We start from the raw sequence: 18,150 nt of genomic DNA, 5'->3' as shown, positions 1-18,150 counted from the left end.
CGCGCCTCCCGGCGGCCCCGTGGCTACCAGTCCCCGTCCTCCACCGGTGCGCCCGGTGCGTCCTTGAGTGGCCGGACCTGCTGCGGTGCGGGCGCCTGCCACGGCTCGTGGTCGTCCCCGACCCAGTCCCCGACCGGCTTGACCTCCTGGAGCGGCTCGGTGGGCGCGAGATCGAGGGCGTCCTGGTCGAAGTAGTCGTACCAGGGCAGTCCGGCCCGGGTGTAGGCGGCTCGGTCCACGGGGGACGGCGGCGGCGCCTCGCCGGTGATGCGCCGCCATTCCGGGGGCGTCACCAGATGTACGAAGACCCGGCCGGCGGGCCGCTCGGCCCAGTCCGTCAGCGGCCGTTCGTCGCGGTAGACCTCCTGCCGCATGGAGCCGCCGACACCGAGCCCCATGGCCGGCGCGGACCGGGGGCGGGCCGCGCCGCGGGCGGCCGCGCCCGGCGCGGCGGGGGCCGACATCGGCATCGGCGCGCCGAATGCGCCGCCACCGCCCGACCGGGCCGCCCTCCGCGCCATCTCGGCCCGGCGCCGCTCCTCCTCCCGCCAGCGGGCCAGCTCGGCGTCGCCCAGCGGGAAGGCCTGCAACTGGACGCCTCCCCAGACCTCCTCGCCGGTGACCTGGCCCTCGACCGTCGCACCCATGCCGAGCGGTACCGCCACGAACTGGCGGACCGTGCCCGTCCCGGAGTTGATGCCGTCCAGCCAGGGCTGGCGGGGGAGCACCACGTAGTTCTGCGGGTCGCGGGCCAGCCGGTCGCTCCAGGGCTTGCCCGAGACCGCGCACACCTTGCCCACCCCGACCTGGAGCGCGGCGGGCTCCGTGGTGCCGGCGAAACTCAGCCACATGGCCTCGCGCAGGTACACCGGCAGCAGCACGCCGCCGCGCGCCCGCCACGCCTCGGGCACGGTGCCGGCGTAGTCGGCGACCCGCCGGACCGGGAACTCGCCGAGCCCCGGCGGCAGCGGGTGGGTGCCCGTCTCCGGCAGTCGCAGGGTGCGGATGAAGCGGACCGACGCACCCCCTGGCAGCAGCAGCCGGTTCCCGTCGATCCGCACGCTGGTGTCGGTCATCCGTACGCCCCCACTTCCGGTTCTCACTGTCCTCGGCCTGTCCTCGGCCCGTCCTCAACGAGAACGACGCGCGGCGGCGCCGCGGTTCCGCCTCCTGAGCCGCGCCCGTACCCGGTCCCGCAGCCGGGTCAGCCGGGGCATGCGTTCGCGCTGCTCGCGGGTGTGGTGGTCCAGCTCCTCCAGGAGCCGGCGCGAACGGTGCTCGGTGTCCATCTCGTCGATGATGCGGTTGACCTCGGTCAGCACGGCACCCTGCAACTGCCACTGCCGGGCGTCGCGCTGGACCTCCTCCAGGAGGAGCTGGGCCAGCTTGTCCCGGGTCGCCGCCGCCTGTCGCAGCTCGGTGGTGAGGCGCTCCTCCGCGGACTCGGCGTTGGCGCTGGCGCTGGTGGTGACCAGGACGGCGAAGCTGACCACGGCGTCGGCGATCTCGGACAGGAGCTGCTGGAGGGTGGTGCCCGTCTCGGGCGGGAACAGCGGCTCCGGTTCACGTTCCTTCGCGAGGTCGGTGAAGGTGCGGGCGAGGACCCGCATCACCACCGTGCAGATCTCCAGGGTGTCCAGACCCGTGCGCAGCACCACCCGGTGGAGCAGCCCCTCGCGTACGCGGGGGTTGAACCGCAGGCTGTCCTCGGCCTGCCGGAGGTCCTCGTCCACCTCGCCGATGTCGTGGTCGAGGCGGCGCGCCTCGTGCAGCCGGGCCGCCGCCTCGTGGAACGGCGTGCTGTTGGCGGCCTCCTCGCCCATGCGCAGCATCAACTGCCGCACCCGCCGGGCCAGCCCCTCGATCGACTCGCCCGCCTGCTCCACCCACACCGGAGGCGCGAGGAGCAGGTTGAAGGAGAGTCCGACGATCGCCCCGATCAGCGTCTCCACCACCCGGGCCCACGCCAGGCTCCCGTGCGAGGTCACACCGAGCACCAGCATCGCGCTGATCGCCACCTCGGCCACGAACTCGTGCGCCCGCACCAGATGCCCGACGCCCAGCGCCGCCACGATGAGCAGGGCCAGGCTCCACCAGCTCAGCCCGACCAGTTGGCTGAAGGCGATGGCGACCAGGACACCGGCCACCACGGCGTTCACCCGGCGGAAGCTCATCTTGAGCGTGGCGTACAGGGTGACCTGGACGACCAGCAGCGCGGTCAGAGGCGCGGTGAGCGGTGCCGCCGACTTGTCGGGGGTCAGCCGCACCGCGATCACATAGGCGATCGAGGCCGCCGCGGCCGAGCGCAGCGCCTGCACGACCATGGGGTCCCGGAGCCACTTCACCCGCCGCAGCGCCGTCACCGCGGTCTCACGTACATCCCGCATCCTCGGGCTGTTCCCCTTCCCCAGGCGCATCGAACGTATCCGGACAGGACGGTAACCGGACAAAGGGGGTGGGAGTGCTTCTCACGCGCCGTACGGCGCCGTGCATCCGAGATCTTCAGGCGGTCACCTTGGAGACGAAGGCGGACAGATTGCCGAGCGTGCGGGCGATCTGTTCCTCCAGGCTGAGGCTCTCCTCGAAGCGGCGGCCGCTCTCCGGTGCCTTCTTGCCCCGCAGATAGAGGGAGCAGGCGAGGTCGGTGCACATGTACAGGCCGACCGAGTTGCCCTCGCGGCCGGCCGGGCCCGCCTTGTTCGCGGTCATCAGCGACACCCCGCCCCGGGGGTGGGTGGTCAGGCACAGCGCACACATGCTGCGCTGGAGGAAGCCGCGTCGGACCGGCTGGAACCGCAGGGCCACACCGGTGAGGCGTTCACCGTGTTCGGTGACCAGATAGCTTCGGTCGGGCGCCCCGGGATCCCGCCACCCCAGGAAGTCGAGATCGTCCCAGGGGTGCTGGCCGAGGTCGCGGGGGACGGTCAGCCGTTTGGCCTCGCCCTTCGAGCAGTTGACGAAGGAGCCGCGGATGTCCTGCTCGGTGAGTGCTCTCATGGGGGTCTCTCATGGTATGGGGAGGCGTCCGGAACCTAGGGGCCCTAGGTTTTCGCCTAGCGTAGATAGCCGGAAGGCGGAGAGGCCAGTGGATTTCGGCGAACGCGAGTTCATAGCATGAATTAAGGAGAGAGGGAAGTCGCCGTCGGTGGCCCGGCGGGGGTATGTTGCAGACAGACCGGGCACGGCAGGGGAGGAGCCACATGGCGGGGCGGAACGGGCGCACGGTGCGCGACCTCAGGAGGGCCAACCGTACGGCCGTGCTGCAACGGCTCTACTTCGACGGCCCGCTCAGCCGCTTCGAGCTGGGCCCGGCGACCGGCCTGAGCTCCGGCTCCGTCAGCAACGTCGTCGCCGACCTGGTCGCCGACGGCCTGGTGGAGGAGGCCGGCAGCGTCGACTCCGACGGCGGCCGGCCCCGCACCCTGCTGCGCGTGTCCCCCGGCAGCGGCCATATGATCGGCGTGGACGTCGGCGAGACCCGGGTCCGCGTCGAACTGTTCGACCTGACGCTCACCGAACTGGCCAGGGCCGAACGTCCGCTGACCCAGCAGCGGTACGACGTCGAGGTGATCGTCGGCCACATCCGCGACGGCATCGCCGAGGTCCTGGCCACGGCCGGGCTCGCGCCCGAGCGGCTGCTCGGCGCCGGGGTCGGCGTCCCCGGCATCGTCGAGCAGACCCCGGACCGGGGTGCCGTCGTGCACGGCCAGACCATCGGCTGGGACGCCGTCCCGCTGGAGGCCCTTCTCCGCGCCGGTTCGCCGCTGCCGGACACCGTCCCCTACCTCATCGACAACGGTGCCAAGACCCTCGGCCAGGCCGAGATGTGGTTCGGTGCCGGACGCGGCGCCCGCAACGCGGTCGTGGTCCTCTTCGGCTCCGGCGTGGGCGCCAGCCTCGTCACCCCCGAGGCCGACCACGGCCGGGCGGTGGAATGGGGGCACCTGACGGTCCGGGTCAGAGGCCGCCGCTGCCGCTGCGGCGCCCTCGGCTGCCTGGAGGCGTACGCGGGCGCCGAGTCGCTGCTGGCCCGCTGGCGGGAGGAGGGCGGCCGGGTGCCCTCCGGGACCGACGAGGAGACCGCCCTGACCGCGATGCTCGCCGCCGCCTATCCGGCCGGCGACGAGGCGGCCGACCCGGTCGCGCTCGCCGTCCTGGAGGAGACCGCCGAGTACCTGGGCGCCGGCCTGTCCGATCTGATCAACCTCTTCCAGCCCGAGCGGATCCTCATCGGCGGCTGGGCCGGTCTCCAGCTCGGCACCCGCTTCCTGCCTGCCGTACGCCGCCACGCGGTGTCGTACGCGCTGCGCCACCCCGCCGGCAAGGTGACGGTCGACCTGGGGCTGCTCGGTCCGGACGCGGTCACCGTCGGCGCCGCGATCCTGCCGCTGGCCGACTTCTTCTCACGCGGCGGCCGACGCCCCGAGCCGGCCCCCGAGTACCCGGTCGCCGCCTGGCGTACCGCGCTCGCGGAGCGGGCGCCGCACTGAGGTTTCGCCGGTCGCCGCGGAGGTACCCGACACCGCTCGGACGACCATGAGGACCGCGGAAAGGGAGTGCGCCGTGACCGACCACCGCCTCGAAGGGCCGGGCGAGAACGGTGCCGCCCCCGTCCCGCGGGACATGCCCGACCAGCAGGCCGGCACCGGCGACGACCCGTGGGAGGCCGCCGCGCCCACGCGTGAGCAGCGCGAGCAGGGCCAGCGCCCCGAGGGTGACGAGGACGCCGGCGGCACCGACGACACCGGCGACGGCGCGAGGGGACCGACGGACGAGACGGCGCAACCGACGAGCGGCGGGGCGGAACCGGCGGCCGGACCCGCGACCGACGTTCCCGACACGGACGAGGCGGGGACCGGCCGGCAGGGCGCACCGCACTCGGGCGCCGTACACCCCGAGCATCCGGTGCCCGACGAGTCCTCGGGCTGAGCGCGCGGCACGGACGGCGTCGCGGGCCAGGTGGCGGGGCGGGGCGGGCCTGTGCCCGCCCCGCCCCGCGTCGCCACCTGGCCCGCGACCGCCTCCCCGCGCTCAGCCGACCTTGCGCCCCCGCAGCGGTTCCGTGGCCGCGCCCGCGCCCTCCCGGAAGCCTCGCAGGAACTCCTCCAGCACCTCCGTGGACTCGTGCTCCGGGCGCCAGCCCAGCTCCGCCCGCGCCCGCGTGCAGTCCATCAGCGGCAGCCGCAGCACGGCGTCGAACAGGTGCGGGGAGGCGGGCAGCAGATGCAGGCCCCACGCGGCGGCGATCGCCGAGCGGGCCGCGGTGCGGGGCAGCCGCACCGGACGCACACCGAACATCTCGCCCAGCAGTTCGGCGTCGACGGGCGGCTCGGCCGCGAGGTTGAAGGGCCCCCGGGCGTCCTCGGCGCGCGCCGCCAGCCGGTAGGCGTTGGCCGCGTCGTCGGTGTGCAGGGCCTGCACGCGCAGCCCGGGGACGTCCGGCAGGAAGGGCAGGAGCTCCGGACGCGCCAGCGGACCCGGCAGGAACTTGCCGCCGAAGATCCGGCGCTGCTCGCTGGCCGACTCCCGCTTGAAGAGGAAGGCCGGCCGCATCCGCACCACCCGGATCCCCGGGTGGTCGCGCTCGAAGGTGTCCAGGGCGCGCTCCAGATAGGCCTTCTCGCGGCAGTACGCGGCGTCCGGCCAGCCGTGCGTCGGCCAGGACTCGTCCACCGCGTGGTTCTTCGGACCCGGCGAGTACGCGCCGACCGACGAGGCGTGCACCAGGGCCGGCACCCCGGCCGCGGCCACCGCCTCGAAGACCCGGATGGAGCCGAGTACGTTCGTGCGCCAGGTCGTCGCCGGATCGTGCGTCGGCTGGAACGCCCAGGCCAGATGCACCACGGCGTCGGCGCCGGCGAAGTGCCCGGCCAGGTCGGCCCGCTCGGAGGCCAGGTCGACCGCGGCCCACTTCGTCTTCGGGGGCGACCACTCGGGAAGGCGCCGGGCCAGCCCCGTCACGGAGGCCACCGAGGAATCCTCCGACAGAAGCCGTACCACGCTGGTGCCCACGTTGCCGGTGGCACCCGTGACCACGATCCGACTGCCCGTTGCGCTGCTCACCATGCGCTCCTCTCGGCCGCTTGCCCGCAGGGACGTGACCGGGTACCCGCCTTGTCGCCGGGGCACGCAGGAAGAAGCCCCGATCGCGACGGGGGAATCACGATCGGGGCGGTACGAGGTGGATACGGACGGCGGTCGCCTCTCGGCGAAAGGCTCCACAGGGCTTCAGCCGAACGATCGTCCCTGTGGGCAATAGGTGAGGCCCGGGGACACTGTCCCGTCCGTATCCACGCCCTTTTCAACGGGGGAGGGGCTGCCGGTGTTCCACCGTCTGTCGTGTTTTGGGGTGATGTGGGTCACTGCTTCTGGGGCTCGGGCACGATCTCGGCCCACAGGTTCTCGGCCTGCAGCAGCAGCGTGCCCAGGACCGCGGCCGGGGCGGCCCCTTGCCCGGCGTGTTCGCGCAGCCCTTCCTGCAAGCGCTGGTGGAGTTCCTTCATGGTCGCCTCCGTCGCCTCCTCCGGGCGGGCCTCACCGATCTTGCCCAGCAGCCGGTCGGCCTCGGTGAGGCAGGCGTCGCCGATCAGGTACAACAGGCGCGCGCACAGGTCCAGCACCGGTCCCTCGGGCGGAGTCGGCGTTCGGTGTTCGTCGGCCGCGACCGCCAGCGTCCGGGTCAGTGCCGTGATGTGGCCGGTGACGCGATTCCAGCGCTGGTCCTCCTCCTGGGGCGGAACGGCGGTGGGCGCACGGTTGAGCATGCGCAGCGGGCCGTAGGTCAGGCGCAGGCTCTCCTGGCTCCACGACCGTGCCGACTCCAGTGCCTCCACCCGCCGCTGGAGTCGCGTGGAGGCGCTCGACCAGCCGCTGGCGGTCTGCGCGTCCCACTCGCTCTTGCACATGTCGTCCGCCACGGAGCGCAGGACGTCGCCCGCCTCCCGCGCCAGAGCCGACAGGTTCTCCCGTACGTCACGCAGATGGATGGGCGGCAGCACGAGGGCGTTGACCGCCACGCCGATGAACGCCCCGAGCGCCGCCTGCCCCAACCGGTGCCCGACCGCCGAGGCCGACACGGCTGTTCCCGAGACCAGGACGAACACCGCGGTGGTGGCCGCGTAGATGCCCTGCTGGCCGAAGCGGGACCAGTTGGCGATGAGCATGAGCACCGGCAGCGACAGCGCCAGTGCCCCCGTGTTGTCGTCGGTGAGGACCTGCGCCCCGGACGCCAGCAGCGCCCCCGCGCAGATCGCCGCGAACTGCTGCGCGGCCAGCCGGACCGAGCTGTAGACGGTGGCCTGGACGAGGACCAGCGCCACCCAGGGCGCCATCAGAGCCATCGGGTCGTCCATCCAGACCCCGGCCACGAGCCACGCCAGCAGCGCCGCGCCGGCGGCCTTCAGCGACTGGACGACAAGGTCGCGTTCGCGCCCCGGTGCCCGCAAGGCGGCACGGGCGGCCCGTCCGACCGAACAGGTCTCCCGCCACACCGCGTCCCAGGGTCGCCAACCCCACAGGCGCTGCCTGCCCGTTTCTGTCACTGCGGTCATGCGGTACCGGGTGTCCACGTATCGGGCCGGCACAGCCGGGTGTGACCTACGGCTCGGCGGCTCATGCGAACGGGCTCTCCTCGAGCGAGGCCAGCAGGGCGGCCGGGTCGGCGTAGACCGCGTCGGCGCCCGCCTCCACCAGGTCGGCACGGGGCAGACCGCCGCAGAGCACCGCCACACAGCGCACCCCGGCCCGGCCGCCCGCGCGCATGTCCCACACGGTGTCGCCAACGAAGACCGCCCGCTCGGCCGGCACCCCGGCGAGTTCCAGGGCGTGCTCCACCGGCTCGGGCGCCGGTTTCCCCGCGTCGACGTCGTCGGCGCTCGCGGTGGCGGCGATCGCGTCGTCCGCGTCGATCGCCCGCCGCAGCGCCTCCAGCTCCGGGCCGCCCGCCGAGGTGGCGAGGACCACCTTCCAGCCGTCGCCGGCCAGGCGGCGCAGCAGCTCACCGGCGTCCGGCAGCGCCGGCAGACGGTCGAAGTACTGCCCGTACAGCGCCTTGTGGGCGGCGCTCAGCCGCTCGTCCTGGTCCGTGTCCCGGTCCTCTCCCAGCAGGTGCCCGATGAGGTCGGTGGAGGCGAGGCCCACCGCACGGTGTATGGCGTGCATCGGCACCCGGTGACCCGCCTGCCGGAACGCCTCCCACCAGGTCGCCACATGCAGGTGATTGGTGTCGACGAGGGTTCCGTCGACGTCGAACACGGCCGCCCGTTCCATGCACTGTTCCCTTCCTGGTCCGTGGATCGCCCGGCGGGTACCACGTCAGCGGCCCGTCACTCCGGCCGGTGTACGGCCCTGGCGGGTCCAGGCCAGCAGCTCGTCCGGGGACCACGTGGTGACGACCCGCTCGGCGGGCACGCCGCACTCCTCCGCTCGCGCGCACCCGTGGATCTGCCAGTCCAACTGGCCGGGCGCGTGCGCGTCGGTGTCGATGGAGAACAGCACGCCCGCGTCCACCGCACGGCGCAGCAGCCGACGCGGCGGATCGAGCCGCTCCGGCCGGCTGTTGATCTCGACGGCCGTGCCGGCCTCCGCGCAGGCGGCGAACACCTCGTCCGCGTCGAACTCCGACTCCGGGCGACCCCGCCCGGTCACCAGCCGCCCGGTGCAGTGCCCGAGGACATCCGCGTGCGGATCGCGTACGGCGGCCACCATGCGGCGGGTCATCGCGCGGGCGTCCATCCGCAGCTTGGAGTGCACCGACACCACGACCACGTCGAGCCGCTCCAGCAGCTCCGGCTCCTGGTCCAGGGAACCGTCGTCGAGGATGTCGCACTCGATGCCGGTCAGCAGCCGGAACGGCGCCCAGGTCTCGTTGAGCGCGGCGACCACGTCCAACTGCTCGCGCAGCCGCTCGGGGGACAGGCCCCGCGCCACCGTCAGCCGCGGCGAGTGGTCGGTCAGCGCCGCCCACTCGTGCCCGAGCGCCGCCGCGGCCCGGCCCATCTCCTCGATCGGGCTGCCGCCGTCGGACCAGTTGGAGTGCAGGTGGCAGTCGCCGCGCAGTCGCTCCCGCAGCCGCTCACCGCCCCGGGCGAGCGGGGCCCCGGCCTCGCCCTCCAGCTTCTCCAGGTAACCGGGCACCTGCCCGGCCAGGGCCTCGCGCGCCACCTGGGCCGTCCTGGGTCCGACGCCCTTCAGCGACTCCAGCGAAGCGGCCCGCTCGCGCAGCTCACCGGCGGGCAGCTCACCGAGCACCCGGGCCGCGGTGCGGAAGGCGCGTACGCGGTACGTCGGCGCCTGGGACCGCTCCAGAAGGAACGCGATCCGCTCCAGCGCTTCGACGGGCTCCATCGCCACCTCCTCCTTCGGCCTCTCCGGCACGTCCAGGGTTCCCCAGCAACCCGGGGCCCGCACCACGGGCCGAGCGGTTTGCGCGTACCGCACCCGGGTACTGCGATGCCCGCGCGCAACGCTCCGTGGAGCCGCAGGCCGGGGAGCGGCGGATCCGGGAGTGCCGAGGAGTGCCGAAGAGGAGGCCGTTCATGCCCAGCCCCAGCTCGTCCGACCGAAAGGTGGCCGTCATCACCGGCTCCGACTCCGGCATCGGCCGCGCCACCGCCGTACGCCTGGCCGAGGCGGGCATGGACGTCGGCGTCACCTGGCACACCGACGACGAGGGCGCCGAGCGGACCGCCGAGGAGGTCCGTGCCCTGGGACGCCGGGCCGAGACCGCCCGGGTGGACCTGGCCCGGCTGCCCGAGGCCGCGGACACGGTCGACGAGCTGTTCGAGCGGCTCGGCCGGATCGACGTCCTGGTCAACAACGCCGGGACCGGCACCGCCACGCCCTTCCTCGACCTGCGCCTGGACGACCTGCGGCACGTCCTGGACGTCGACCTGGCCGGCCCGTTCCTGTGCGGGCAGCGGGCGGCCCGGCGCATGATCCGGCAGGGGGAGGGCGGCCGGATCGTCAACGTGACCTCCGTCCACGAGCACCAGCCGCGGGTGGGCGCCGCCCCGTACTGCGCGGCCAAGGGCGGCCTCGGCCTGCTCACCCAGGTCATGGCGATCGAGCTCGCCGAGCACGGCATCACGGTCAACGCGGTGGCGCCCGGCGAGATCGCCACGCCGATGACCGGCCAGGAGGACACCGACCCGCACACCGAGCGCCGGCCCGGCGTACCGCTCGGCAGGCCCGGTGACGCCCGGGAGGTCGCCGCAGTGATCGCCTTCCTCGCCGGTCCCGACGCCTCGTACGTCACCGGCGCCTCCTGGAGCGTCGACGGCGGCATGCTCCGGATGGGCCCCATGGCCGGGTCCCATCTGACGGGCGACGACTGGCGGCGGCCCTGAGGGACCGCCGCCGCCCGCCCGCCCGCTCACCCGGCCACCACTGCGGATTGCGGCCTACCCTCGAGGCATGACCGAAATCGAGAGCCCGCACATCGGCAGCCCGCGGATCCTCGTGCTCAAGGTGCAGCCGGGCACGCCGCCGTTCCGGATCGTGGAAATCGACGGCCAGGTGGTCGGTGAGGCCAGGGCCGTCACCGACGTACTGGAGGCCGCCGCGGCCTTCGGTATCACGGTCCACGACCTGGACGACCCGGACGTGGTCCGCTGGGTGGGCGGGGACAAGTTCACCTGGATGCCGCACTAGGCGCCCGCGGGTGCCTCAGGCGACCGTCCACTTCTGGTTGGCGCCGCCCGTGCAGGTCCAGATCTGCAGCCGGGTGCCGTTGGCCGAGCTGTTGCCGGCGGCGTCGAGGCACTTGTCGGCCTGTGGGTTGACGATGTCGCGTGCCGCGGTGACGACCCACCGCTGGGCGGCGCTGCCATTGCAGTCCCACAGTTGGACGACCGTGCCGTCCGCCGTGCCTCCGGCGTTGACGTCCAGGCACTTGCCGAGCGCCCGGATCGTGCCGTCGGAGCCCACCGTCCACCGCTGGGCCGCGGTGCCGTTGCAGTCGTAGAGCTGTACGGGCGTGCCGTTGGCGGAGTTCGCCGCGGCGACGTCCACGCACTTGCCGCCGAGGCCCGTGATCGCGCCGCCGGCCGACGAGTCGCCCGTCGTCACCGAGACGTGGTCCACCACCAGCGACTGCGGGAAGACCGTGGAGGCGTCCGGGTCGCCGGGCCAGTAGCCGCCGACCGCCAGGTTGAGGATCAGGAAGTACGGCTTGTTGAACACCCACTGCTTCCCGCCCAGGTCGGCCGGGGTGCGCCGCTGGTAGACGTTGCCGTCCACCGACCAGGTGATCGAGTCGGGCGCCCAGTCCACGGCGAAGGTGTGGAAGCCGTCCGCGAAGGCCTGGCCGTTCGGCAGGGTGTAGCCGGCGCCGATGCCGCCCGCGCCGGAGTAGCCGGGGCCGTGGATGGTGCCGTGCACGGTGGAGGGCTCGAATCCGACGTTCTCCATGATGTCGATCTCGCCGGAGTCCGGCCAGTTCACCGGGGTGCCGAGCATCCAGAACGCGGGCCACATGCCCTGCCCGCGCGGCACCTTCATCCGTGCCTCGACGTGCCCGTACTGCGCGGTGAACTTCCCGGAGGTGTTGAGCCGGGCCGAGGTGTACTGGCAGGTGCCGTACCAGCACTGGTAGTTGGCCGGGTTCTCCTTGCGTGCCGTGATGACCAGGTGGCCCTGGCCGTCGAGGGCCGCGTTCTTGTTGCCGGAGGTGTAGTACTGCCGTTCGTGGTTGTTGACGTTGTCGCCGGTCTCGATCTGCCACTTCGAGGAGTCGACGGCCGCACCGGCCGGTCCGTCGAAGGTGTCGGAGAACGTCACGGCCGCCGCCGAGGCGTCGGCGGCCCCGGCGGTCTCCGGCTCCGCCTGGGCGGGGCCGCTGACCAGGGACGCGGCCAGCCCGGCGGACAGGGCGGCGGCGAGGAGACATCTGCGGAGCAGGCGTGGACGGGCCACGGCTCTCCCTTCCGTACGGCGTCCGGGGACGCCGACCGAGTGGGGGGGTAGGGGTGTCTCCTCTTGATTTAAGTAGTGAGCTAAGTGACGGTCAATACCCTGGTACGGACCATGTGTTCCCCTCTCTCAGGTGCGGGGCCGTCGCGCGTGCACCGCGCGGCTCATCCGCCGGCCCAGGAGCAGGTAACCGACCAGTGCGCCCGTGGTGTTCAGGATGACGTCGTCGATGTCGAAGGCCCGCCCGGTGACCAGGGCGCCCTGCGCGCATTCCACCAGCAGCATCACGACGGCCGTCAGCAGCAGCACCCGCAGCAGCCCGCGGGTGCGCGGGGCGACGACCGGGACCAGCACGCCGAACGGCACACCCAGCGCGATGTTGCCGCCGATCTGCTTGACGGCGTCCCGCAGCGCGGGCTGGTCCAGATAGGCCTGCAGCGAGCGGCCGGGACGCATGTTGGTGTGCGTCAGCGCCTCCGACGCGGGGGAGGGGTGCAGGGTCAGACGCGCGAGGACGACCGCGAAGGCCACCATGAAGGCGAACGCGCAGACCATCGCCAGCAGGCGCAACACGAGGGCGAGCGGACGTCGTTCGCGTGGGTCGGCCTCAGCGGCCTTGGCGGTGCGGGGGCGCAGCAGGGAGCGCGGCCCCGAGGCGGCACGAGCCATTCGGTCCTCCAGTCGTCAACTTCCCCGCGTGCTAGGGCGGTTACCCGTGAAGCCGTCGAGGATGCCGGGTAGCCGTTCAGGGCCCGTAGACCACCCGCACCTCCTCGAAGCCGAGGGAGTGCAGCAGCCCCCGGAGCATCGCCGTCGTGTTGTTCTCGGCACGCTCCTTCAGCTCGCTGTCCTTCGCCGCGTCGGCGATGTGCCGGGCCGCGAGCTTCTGCACGGCCTGCTCGCCGTTCGGGTTGTCCGAGAACAGGTCGCCGAGGCGGTCGAGGAGCCCCCGCTGCTTGGACACCGCGTAGGAGCGCTCGGGGTCGAGGGCCGGCTCGCCGAGTGCCGCGTGCGGCAGCCGGAGCGTGGCCGACGTGCGGTCGCCGTCGACCCGCACGTCGGCCTCGTCCACCCGGCCGAGGTCCACGAAGGCGTCGACGGTGCCCGCCCCGACGTACAGGGTGCGGGTGCCGCGGATCGCGTCCGGCAGGAGCTTGGCGTCCTTCTCCAGGTCCACGACGACCTGGAAGTTGCCGGAGGCGGCTTCGTAGCGGCTGATGTCCTGGACGGACTTCAGCAGCGCGGGGCCCGAGCGGTCCTGGGTCTCGGTGCCGAAGAGGTCCTTCAGCCCCGGTACGAGGCTCAGCCGGAGCCCCGCGAACAGCACGACGAGGACGAGCACGATGGCGCTCAGCACCTTTGCCCAGCCGGGCATGCGCCGCGGGAGGTTGCTGATCGGAGTCGTCATGGCGTCGGCCCTCCTTTCTACTGTCCTGATGCCCTCCATCTCCCGGGCCAGGCAGGGCGGTTGACGGAAGGTGGCGGGTGAGGGAGCGCGAAGGGGGCGTGCGACGGTTCAGCGCGGCGGCCCGAGCGGACGGTCCTTCGAAGGCCGGGACGACCACACGGCCTCCCCGCGGGTGAGGCCGGGCAGCCCCAGCTCGGCCTCCCGCACCCGCCGGGCCGGCAGCTCGCCCGCGATCAGCCAGACCGGGTCGCCGCCCGTCGTACCGGTGAAGACCGCGCCCAGCGAGGCGAGCCGGCCCGTCACGGCGGCGAGCGCGTCCGGCGGGACCTCCGCCTCGAAGGCGTGGTACGGCTCGTACAGCAGCGTCCCCGCCCGCCGCAGGGCCCGGCGCAGCACGATCGGGGTCAGCCCGCGGAAGTCGGCGGCGGTGCTCACCGGGGAGCTGAAGCCGGAACGGATCAGCGTCACCCGGTAGTCCGTGACCTCGGCGCCGGTCAGGCCGCTCAGCAGGGTGGCGTGCACCGTCTCCTCGACGGCCTGGTGGAAGGCGCGGGGGAGCGCGCCGAGTTCCGTCTCGTAGGCGAACACCCCGCCCGAACCGCGCGGCCCGGGGTCGACGCGCAGCCCGATCGTCGCCCAGTACCGGGTGCGCTCGAGCCACGGCATCTCCTCCACGGCCTCGCCGGTGCCGGCCGGGCGCTCCAGGAACCGGACCCGGCCCGGCGCGAACTCCGCCTCGACGCCGAAGTCCTCCGCCAGCGTCGCCGCGAGCACCTCCATCTGGACCTCGCCGTACAGGAGCAGCGCGGTGGCGCCCGACGCCGCCGGGCGGGCGTGCAGCAGCGGGTCCTGGTCGGCCAGCGCCAGCAGGGCGGAGCGCAGCGGCGCCGCCTGTTCGGGACGCCGGGCCCGCACCACGGTCTCGAGGGTCGGCGGTGCGAACTGCGGGGCGCGGCCGGTAAGGTCGCCGAGCCGGTCGCCGACGCGCAGGCCGCCGGGAACGGTGAGCGCGGCGATGTTCCCCGCGGTGAGCGTCGCCGCCCCACCGACCACGTCCAGACGCGTCACCCGGCCGGGGACCTCGGTGGTCCGCCCGTCGGCCTCGCGCCGCAGGAACGTCAGCCGCCGGCGCGGGCGGACCTCACCGGCGTACAAGCGCAGGTACGCCGTCCGCTCGCCGCCGGGTCCGGGGCGCACCGCGAAGACCGTGCCGCGCGGTGCCGTGGGGCCCGCCGTGGCGGGTGCGGCGGCCGGGACCATCCGGACCAGACCCTCGACCAGCTCCGAGACACCCTGGCCGCCGAGTGCGGAGCCGTGGTACAGCGGGTGGAACGAGCCGTCGGCGGTGCGGGCGGCGAGCGCGGCGAGGAGGTCCCCGGCGGCCGGCTCGGGGCCGTCCACCAGCGCCGCCAGGAGGTCCGGGTCGACCTCGGCGAGCGCCTCGGCGGTCCGCTCGTCCGGCGGGCGGGGTACGACGCGGGCGTGCGCGGTGCCGGCGCCCGTCACCCGGGTCAGCGGCGCGACGTGCGGCGTCAGCAGCCGGCGGATGTCGGTGAGCAGCTCCTCGGTGCGCGCGCCGGCCCGGTCGATCTTGTTGACGAACACCAGGGTGGGCAGCCGCAGCCGCCGCAGGGTGCGCATCAGCACGCGGGTCCGCGCCTGTACGCCCTCCACTGCGGACAGCAGCAGCACCGCGCCGTCGAGGACCTCCAGGGCGCGCTCGACCTCGGCGACGAAGTCGGAGTGTCCCGGGGTGTCGATCAGGTTGACCTGGGTGTCGCCGACGGTGAAGGCGGCGACGGCGGAGCGGATGGTGATGCCGCGGCGGCGTTCGATCCCGCCGTCGTCCGTACGGGTGTCGCCGGCGTCGACGCTGCCGAGCCGGTCGATGGCGCCGTGGTCGAACAGGAGCCGTTCGGTGAGGCTGGTCTTACCGGCGTCGACGTGGGCCAGGATGCCGATGTTCAGGGTGTTCGGAGTGTCCGGGGTGTCCGGGGTGTTCTGAGTGTGCATGCGGGGTCGAGTCCTCGATGACCGTGAGCCGGAAGGGGCGCTGGGCGATGTCGAGGAGTCGGCGCATGCGAGGGGGTCCTGACCTGAGGAAACACGGACGGCGCCATCATGGCCCCACCCGCCGGGCCCGCCGCAACCGGATATCCGTAAGCTGAGGTCCCCCGGCCGGTAAGGATCATGCTAGGAGCGGTCCGTGCGAGACATCGCCGTGTTCAGCGGTAGTGCCCATCCCGAGCTGGCCGAGGAGGTCTGCGCACATCTGGGCGTCCCGCTGAGCCCCACCCGGGTCAGCCGGTTCGCCAACGACTGCCTGGAGGTACAGCTCCAGGCCAACTGCCGAGAACGGGATGTCTTTCTGGTCCAGCCGCTGGTCAAGCCGGTCCAGGAACATCTCGTCGAGCTGTTGCTGATGTGCGACGCGGCCCGCGGGGCGTCGGCCGGCCGTATCACCGTCGTCATGCCCCACTACTCCTACGCCCGCTCCGACAAGAAGGACGCGCCCCGCATCTCGCTGGGCGGGCGCCTGGCGGCCGACCTGCTGGTGGCGGCGGGCGCGAGCCGGGTGCTCGCCATGACCCTGCACTCGCCGCAGGTGCACGGGTTCTTCTCGGTCCCGGTCGACCACCTGCACGCCCTGCGTGAACTGGCCGCGCACTTCGGTCAGTACGACCTGTCCCGCACCACGGTCGTCTCGCCGGACCTGGGCAACGCCAAGGAGGCCGCCGCGTTCGCGCGGATGCTCGGCGCCCAGGTCGCGGCCGGCGCCAAGCAGCGGTACGCCGACGACCGGGTCAGCATCAGCGCCGTGATCGGGGATGTCGCCGGGCGCGACGTCATCGTGCTCGACGACGAGATCGCCAAGGGCAGCACCGTCCTCGAACTCCTCGACCGGCTGCGGGAGGCGGGGCCGCGCACGATCCGGGTCGCCTGTACGCACGGGCTGTTCGCGGCCGGGGCGCTCAAGCGGCTCAGCGAGCAGCCGGACGTGCTGGAGATCGTGTGCACCAACACCGTGCCGGTGCCGGCCGACGACCACACGGAGAAGCTGCGGATCCTGTCCATCGCTCCCGCGCTCGCCGAGGCCGTGCGGCGCATCCACAACGGGGAGTCGGTCAGCGCCCTGTTCGACGCCCCGCCGGCCGGCTGACGCCGAGGACCTCCTCCAGGGCCGGCCGCGGCGGCAGTAGTTGTGCCAGGCCGGTGATCCGCAGCATGCGCAGGGTCAGCGGGTGGGTGCACACCAGGTGCACCCGCCCGCCCCGGTCGAGCACCCGGTGCCGCGCCCGGTACAGCAGCCGCAGTCCGGAGCAGTCGAAGAACTCGACCCCGCTCAGGTCGAGCACGACCAGGGCGTCGGGGCGCTCCGTCTCCCGGTCCAGGTGCGGGGCGATCTCCGCGGCCGACGCGATGTCGATCTCGCCCCGGAACTCCAGCACCGTGTGCCCCCGGTCGCGGCGAACGCGCAGATGCCGGGTGGGCGACGCGGATTTCTGCCGCACGACGACCGTGCCTCCAGCCTGTTCCGGGGGCTCAACTACCTACTCTGCTCGGAAAGTTACCCCGATCGAGCGAGTTTGAGCATGTTCGATTGACATATGTCATCGAAATCTCACACCCGGCGGTCAGTCGACGACGAGGACCAGCTTGCCCGTGGTGCGGCCGGTCTCGCCGAGCGCGTGTGCCTGTGCCGCGTCGGCCAGCGGGAACGTCTGCGCGACCGTGGCCCGCAGCTTCCCCGACTCGACCAGGCCGGCGATCTCCCGCATGTCCGCCCGGTCCGCGTCCACGAGCATCCGCACCGCGCGCACGCCCAGCCGTTCGGCCTCCGCGTAGAACTCGTCCGTGCCCACCGGCAGGATCGACACCACCACCCCGCCCGGCCGCAGCACACGCAGCGAGCGCAGGGACGTGTCGCCGCCGATCGTGTCCAGGACCACGTCGACGTCCTTCACGGCCTCGGCGAAGTCCGTCTCCCGGTAGTCCACCGCCTCGTCCGCCCCGAGGGAGCGCAGGAACGCGTGCTTGCCCGCGCTGGCGGTGCCGATCACGTGGGCGCCCCGGGCCTTGGCGATCTGCACCGCCACATGGCCGACACCGCCGGCCGCCGCGTGGATCAGCACCCGCTGTCCCGGCTGGACGTCCGCCCGCTCCACCAGTGCCTGCCACGCCGTCAGTGAGACCAGGGGGAGCGCGCCCGCCTGGACGTGGTCGATTCCGGCCGGCTTGTGGGTGAAGGTGCGCGCGGGAGCGGTGACGTACTGCGCGTGGGAGCCGTGGCCGAACGGGTACGACAGCATGCCGAACACCTCGTCGCCGGGCCGGAAGGCGGCGACGCCGATCCCCACCGCCTCCACCACGCCCGAGACGTCCCAGCCCAGCACGAACGGCGGCTCGCCGAGGAAACCGCCGTTCGCCCGGTGCTTCCAGTCGGTCGGATTCACGCCGGCGGCACGCACCCGGACCAGCACCTCGTTCGGGCGCGGCTCGGGACGCTGTGGCCGTACTTCCTTCAGGACCTCGGGACCGCCGAGGACGTCCTGGCTGATGGCTCGCATGGTGTTCACGTCGCTCATGGTCACCCAGCTTGCCTTGCTCCGCCCGTCGGCGAAACAGCGCGGTCTCCTCCTGGCGGACCGTGACGGAATCCTCACTTCCGCAGGGCCGTGGAATTGATCTTTTAACCATCCCAACCGATAAGCTCCCTGTCGGCGCTGCGAGTTGACACGATCCGACGGGTCGGCTCGCGTTGCGGACTCATGAGTGCGGTCCCCTTGCACGCCCACCCCCCCCGTTCGATCGTTTTGCTTTCGAAGGATGCA

18 protein-coding genes are annotated in these 18,150 nt (G+C 73.0%); 5 read left to right on the top strand and 13 right to left on the bottom strand.

Translation table 11 applies throughout. The features are described from left to right. Window positions 1–23: 23 nt before the first annotated feature. The 3 genes from B1H29_RS03460 to B1H29_RS03450 form a co-directional block, all read right to left on the bottom strand. The gene (locus tag B1H29_RS03460) at window positions 24–1,076 is read right to left on the bottom strand and encodes a hypothetical protein (RefSeq protein ID WP_055421171.1); all 1,053 of its coding nucleotides are present in this window, start codon (window positions 1,074–1,076) and stop codon (window positions 24–26) included. Between the two features lie 54 nt (window positions 1,077–1,130). Further along, the gene (locus B1H29_RS03455) at window positions 1,131–2,387 is read right to left on the bottom strand and encodes an FUSC family protein (protein ID WP_055421172.1); all 1,257 of its coding nucleotides are present in this window, start codon (window positions 2,385–2,387) and stop codon (window positions 1,131–1,133) included. 115 nt (window positions 2,388–2,502) lie between these two features. Continuing rightward, complete coding sequence (locus B1H29_RS03450; RefSeq protein WP_055421173.1) at window positions 2,503–2,997, bottom strand: FBP domain-containing protein; 495 nt, start codon at window positions 2,995–2,997, stop codon at window positions 2,503–2,505. Between the two features lie 203 nt (window positions 2,998–3,200). Here B1H29_RS03450 and B1H29_RS03445 point away from each other — a divergent pair, with 203 nt between their 5' ends. Together B1H29_RS03445 and B1H29_RS03440 are read left to right on the top strand one after the other, a co-directional pair. Then, window positions 3,201–4,490 carry an ROK family transcriptional regulator gene (locus B1H29_RS03445; protein ID WP_079159991.1) on the top strand — a complete coding sequence of 430 codons (1,290 nt, stop codon included), beginning with the start codon at window positions 3,201–3,203 and terminating at the stop codon, window positions 4,488–4,490. 73 nt (window positions 4,491–4,563) lie between these two features. After that, window positions 4,564–4,929, top strand: a complete 366-nt coding sequence (locus B1H29_RS03440; protein WP_055421175.1) for a hypothetical protein — start codon at window positions 4,564–4,566, stop codon at window positions 4,927–4,929. 102 nt (window positions 4,930–5,031) lie between these two features. Here the strand turns inward: B1H29_RS03440 and B1H29_RS03435 are convergent, their stop codons facing one another. The 4 genes from B1H29_RS03435 to B1H29_RS03420 form a co-directional block, all read right to left on the bottom strand. Beyond that, window positions 5,032–6,063, bottom strand: a complete 1,032-nt coding sequence (locus B1H29_RS03435; RefSeq protein ID WP_055421608.1) for an SDR family oxidoreductase — start codon at window positions 6,061–6,063, stop codon at window positions 5,032–5,034. Between the two features lie 296 nt (window positions 6,064–6,359). Next, on the bottom strand, window positions 6,360–7,550 hold the full coding sequence (locus tag B1H29_RS03430; RefSeq protein WP_055421609.1) for an FUSC family protein: 1,191 nt from the start codon (window positions 7,548–7,550) through the stop codon (window positions 6,360–6,362). Between the two features lie 61 nt (window positions 7,551–7,611). Next, window positions 7,612–8,268, bottom strand: a complete 657-nt coding sequence (locus tag B1H29_RS03425) for an HAD family hydrolase (RefSeq protein ID WP_055421177.1) — start codon at window positions 8,266–8,268, stop codon at window positions 7,612–7,614. Between the two features lie 45 nt (window positions 8,269–8,313). Continuing rightward, window positions 8,314–9,345: a PHP domain-containing protein gene (locus tag B1H29_RS03420; RefSeq protein ID WP_199832434.1), complete on the bottom strand. Its 1,032-nt coding sequence runs from the start codon at window positions 9,343–9,345 to the stop codon at window positions 8,314–8,316. Between the two features lie 191 nt (window positions 9,346–9,536). Here B1H29_RS03420 and B1H29_RS03415 point away from each other — a divergent pair, with 191 nt between their 5' ends. Together B1H29_RS03415 and B1H29_RS03410 are read left to right on the top strand one after the other, a co-directional pair. Further along, complete coding sequence (locus B1H29_RS03415; protein ID WP_055421179.1) at window positions 9,537–10,346, top strand: SDR family oxidoreductase; 810 nt, start codon at window positions 9,537–9,539, stop codon at window positions 10,344–10,346. A 67-nt stretch (window positions 10,347–10,413) separates the two neighbouring features. Then, entirely contained in the window at window positions 10,414–10,650 is a 237-nt protein-coding gene (locus tag B1H29_RS03410) for a hypothetical protein (protein WP_055421180.1), read from the top strand. A 15-nt stretch (window positions 10,651–10,665) separates the two neighbouring features. Here B1H29_RS03410 and B1H29_RS03405 read toward each other — a convergent pair whose 3' ends face one another. The 4 genes from B1H29_RS03405 to otr(A) form a co-directional block, all read right to left on the bottom strand. Continuing rightward, window positions 10,666–11,913: a glycoside hydrolase family 16 protein gene (locus B1H29_RS03405; RefSeq protein WP_055421181.1), complete on the bottom strand. Its 1,248-nt coding sequence runs from the start codon at window positions 11,911–11,913 to the stop codon at window positions 10,666–10,668. Window positions 11,914–12,039: 126 nt separating this feature from the next. Beyond that, on the bottom strand, window positions 12,040–12,579 hold the full coding sequence (locus tag B1H29_RS03400) for a VanZ family protein (protein WP_055421182.1): 540 nt from the start codon (window positions 12,577–12,579) through the stop codon (window positions 12,040–12,042). A gap of 76 nt (window positions 12,580–12,655) precedes the next feature. Further along, complete coding sequence (locus tag B1H29_RS03395; protein ID WP_055421183.1) at window positions 12,656–13,318, bottom strand: DUF4230 domain-containing protein; 663 nt, start codon at window positions 13,316–13,318, stop codon at window positions 12,656–12,658. Window positions 13,319–13,426: 108 nt separating this feature from the next. Continuing rightward, on the bottom strand, window positions 13,427–15,331 hold the full coding sequence (gene otr(A) / locus B1H29_RS03390) for a tetracycline resistance ribosomal protection protein Otr(A) (RefSeq protein ID WP_055421184.1): 1,905 nt from the start codon (window positions 15,329–15,331) through the stop codon (window positions 13,427–13,429). A 193-nt stretch (window positions 15,332–15,524) separates the two neighbouring features. On the opposite strand from otr(A), the gene B1H29_RS03385 reads away from it, so the two are divergent. Continuing rightward, window positions 15,525–16,478: a ribose-phosphate diphosphokinase gene (locus B1H29_RS03385; RefSeq protein ID WP_055421185.1), complete on the top strand. Its 954-nt coding sequence runs from the start codon at window positions 15,525–15,527 to the stop codon at window positions 16,476–16,478. Here B1H29_RS03385 and B1H29_RS03380 read toward each other — a convergent pair. Together B1H29_RS03380 and B1H29_RS03375 are read right to left on the bottom strand one after the other, a co-directional pair. Beyond that, window positions 16,444–16,830, bottom strand: a complete 387-nt coding sequence (locus tag B1H29_RS03380) for an anti-sigma factor antagonist (RefSeq protein WP_055421186.1) — start codon at window positions 16,828–16,830, stop codon at window positions 16,444–16,446. The two genes, B1H29_RS03385 and B1H29_RS03380, sit on opposite strands and share 35 nt — an antisense overlap. A gap of 123 nt (window positions 16,831–16,953) precedes the next feature. Continuing rightward, window positions 16,954–17,904 (bottom strand): NADP-dependent oxidoreductase, encoded by a 951-nt coding sequence (locus B1H29_RS03375; RefSeq protein ID WP_055421187.1) that lies wholly within the window; start codon window positions 17,902–17,904, stop codon window positions 16,954–16,956. Window positions 17,905–18,150 lie beyond the last annotated feature (246 nt).

Origin of the sequence: Streptomyces pactum (assembly GCF_002005225.1) — a bacterium.
Taxonomy (GTDB): domain Bacteria; phylum Actinomycetota; class Actinomycetes; order Streptomycetales; family Streptomycetaceae; genus Streptomyces; species Streptomyces pactum_A.
Note: the sequence above shows the minus strand (reverse complement) of the source record. Positions and strands in the feature narration are given on the sequence as shown.

Excerpts from the sequence above, each read along its gene's own strand:
- B1H29_RS03460 (WP_055421171.1), bottom strand. The coding sequence starts at position 1,076 with ATGACCGACACCAGCGTGCGGATCGACGGGAACCGGCTGCTGCTGCCA.
- B1H29_RS03455 (WP_055421172.1), bottom strand. The coding sequence starts at position 2,387 with ATGCGGGATGTACGTGAGACCGCGGTGACGGCGCTGCGGCGGGTGAAG.
- B1H29_RS03450 (WP_055421173.1), bottom strand. The coding sequence starts at position 2,997 with ATGAGAGCACTCACCGAGCAGGACATCCGCGGCTCCTTCGTCAACTGC.
- B1H29_RS03445 (WP_079159991.1), top strand. The coding sequence starts at position 3,201 with ATGGCGGGGCGGAACGGGCGCACGGTGCGCGACCTCAGGAGGGCCAAC.
- B1H29_RS03430 (WP_055421609.1), bottom strand. The coding sequence starts at position 7,550 with ATGACCGCAGTGACAGAAACGGGCAGGCAGCGCCTGTGGGGTTGGCGA.
- B1H29_RS03425 (WP_055421177.1), bottom strand. The coding sequence starts at position 8,268 with ATGGAACGGGCGGCCGTGTTCGACGTCGACGGAACCCTCGTCGACACC.
- B1H29_RS03420 (WP_199832434.1), bottom strand. The coding sequence starts at position 9,345 with ATGGAGCCCGTCGAAGCGCTGGAGCGGATCGCGTTCCTTCTGGAGCGG.
- B1H29_RS03415 (WP_055421179.1), top strand. The coding sequence starts at position 9,537 with ATGCCCAGCCCCAGCTCGTCCGACCGAAAGGTGGCCGTCATCACCGGC.
- B1H29_RS03410 (WP_055421180.1), top strand. The coding sequence starts at position 10,414 with ATGACCGAAATCGAGAGCCCGCACATCGGCAGCCCGCGGATCCTCGTG.
- B1H29_RS03400 (WP_055421182.1), bottom strand. The coding sequence starts at position 12,579 with ATGGCTCGTGCCGCCTCGGGGCCGCGCTCCCTGCTGCGCCCCCGCACC.
- B1H29_RS03395 (WP_055421183.1), bottom strand. The coding sequence starts at position 13,318 with ATGACGACTCCGATCAGCAACCTCCCGCGGCGCATGCCCGGCTGGGCA.
- B1H29_RS03375 (WP_055421187.1), bottom strand. The coding sequence starts at position 17,904 with ATGAGCGACGTGAACACCATGCGAGCCATCAGCCAGGACGTCCTCGGC.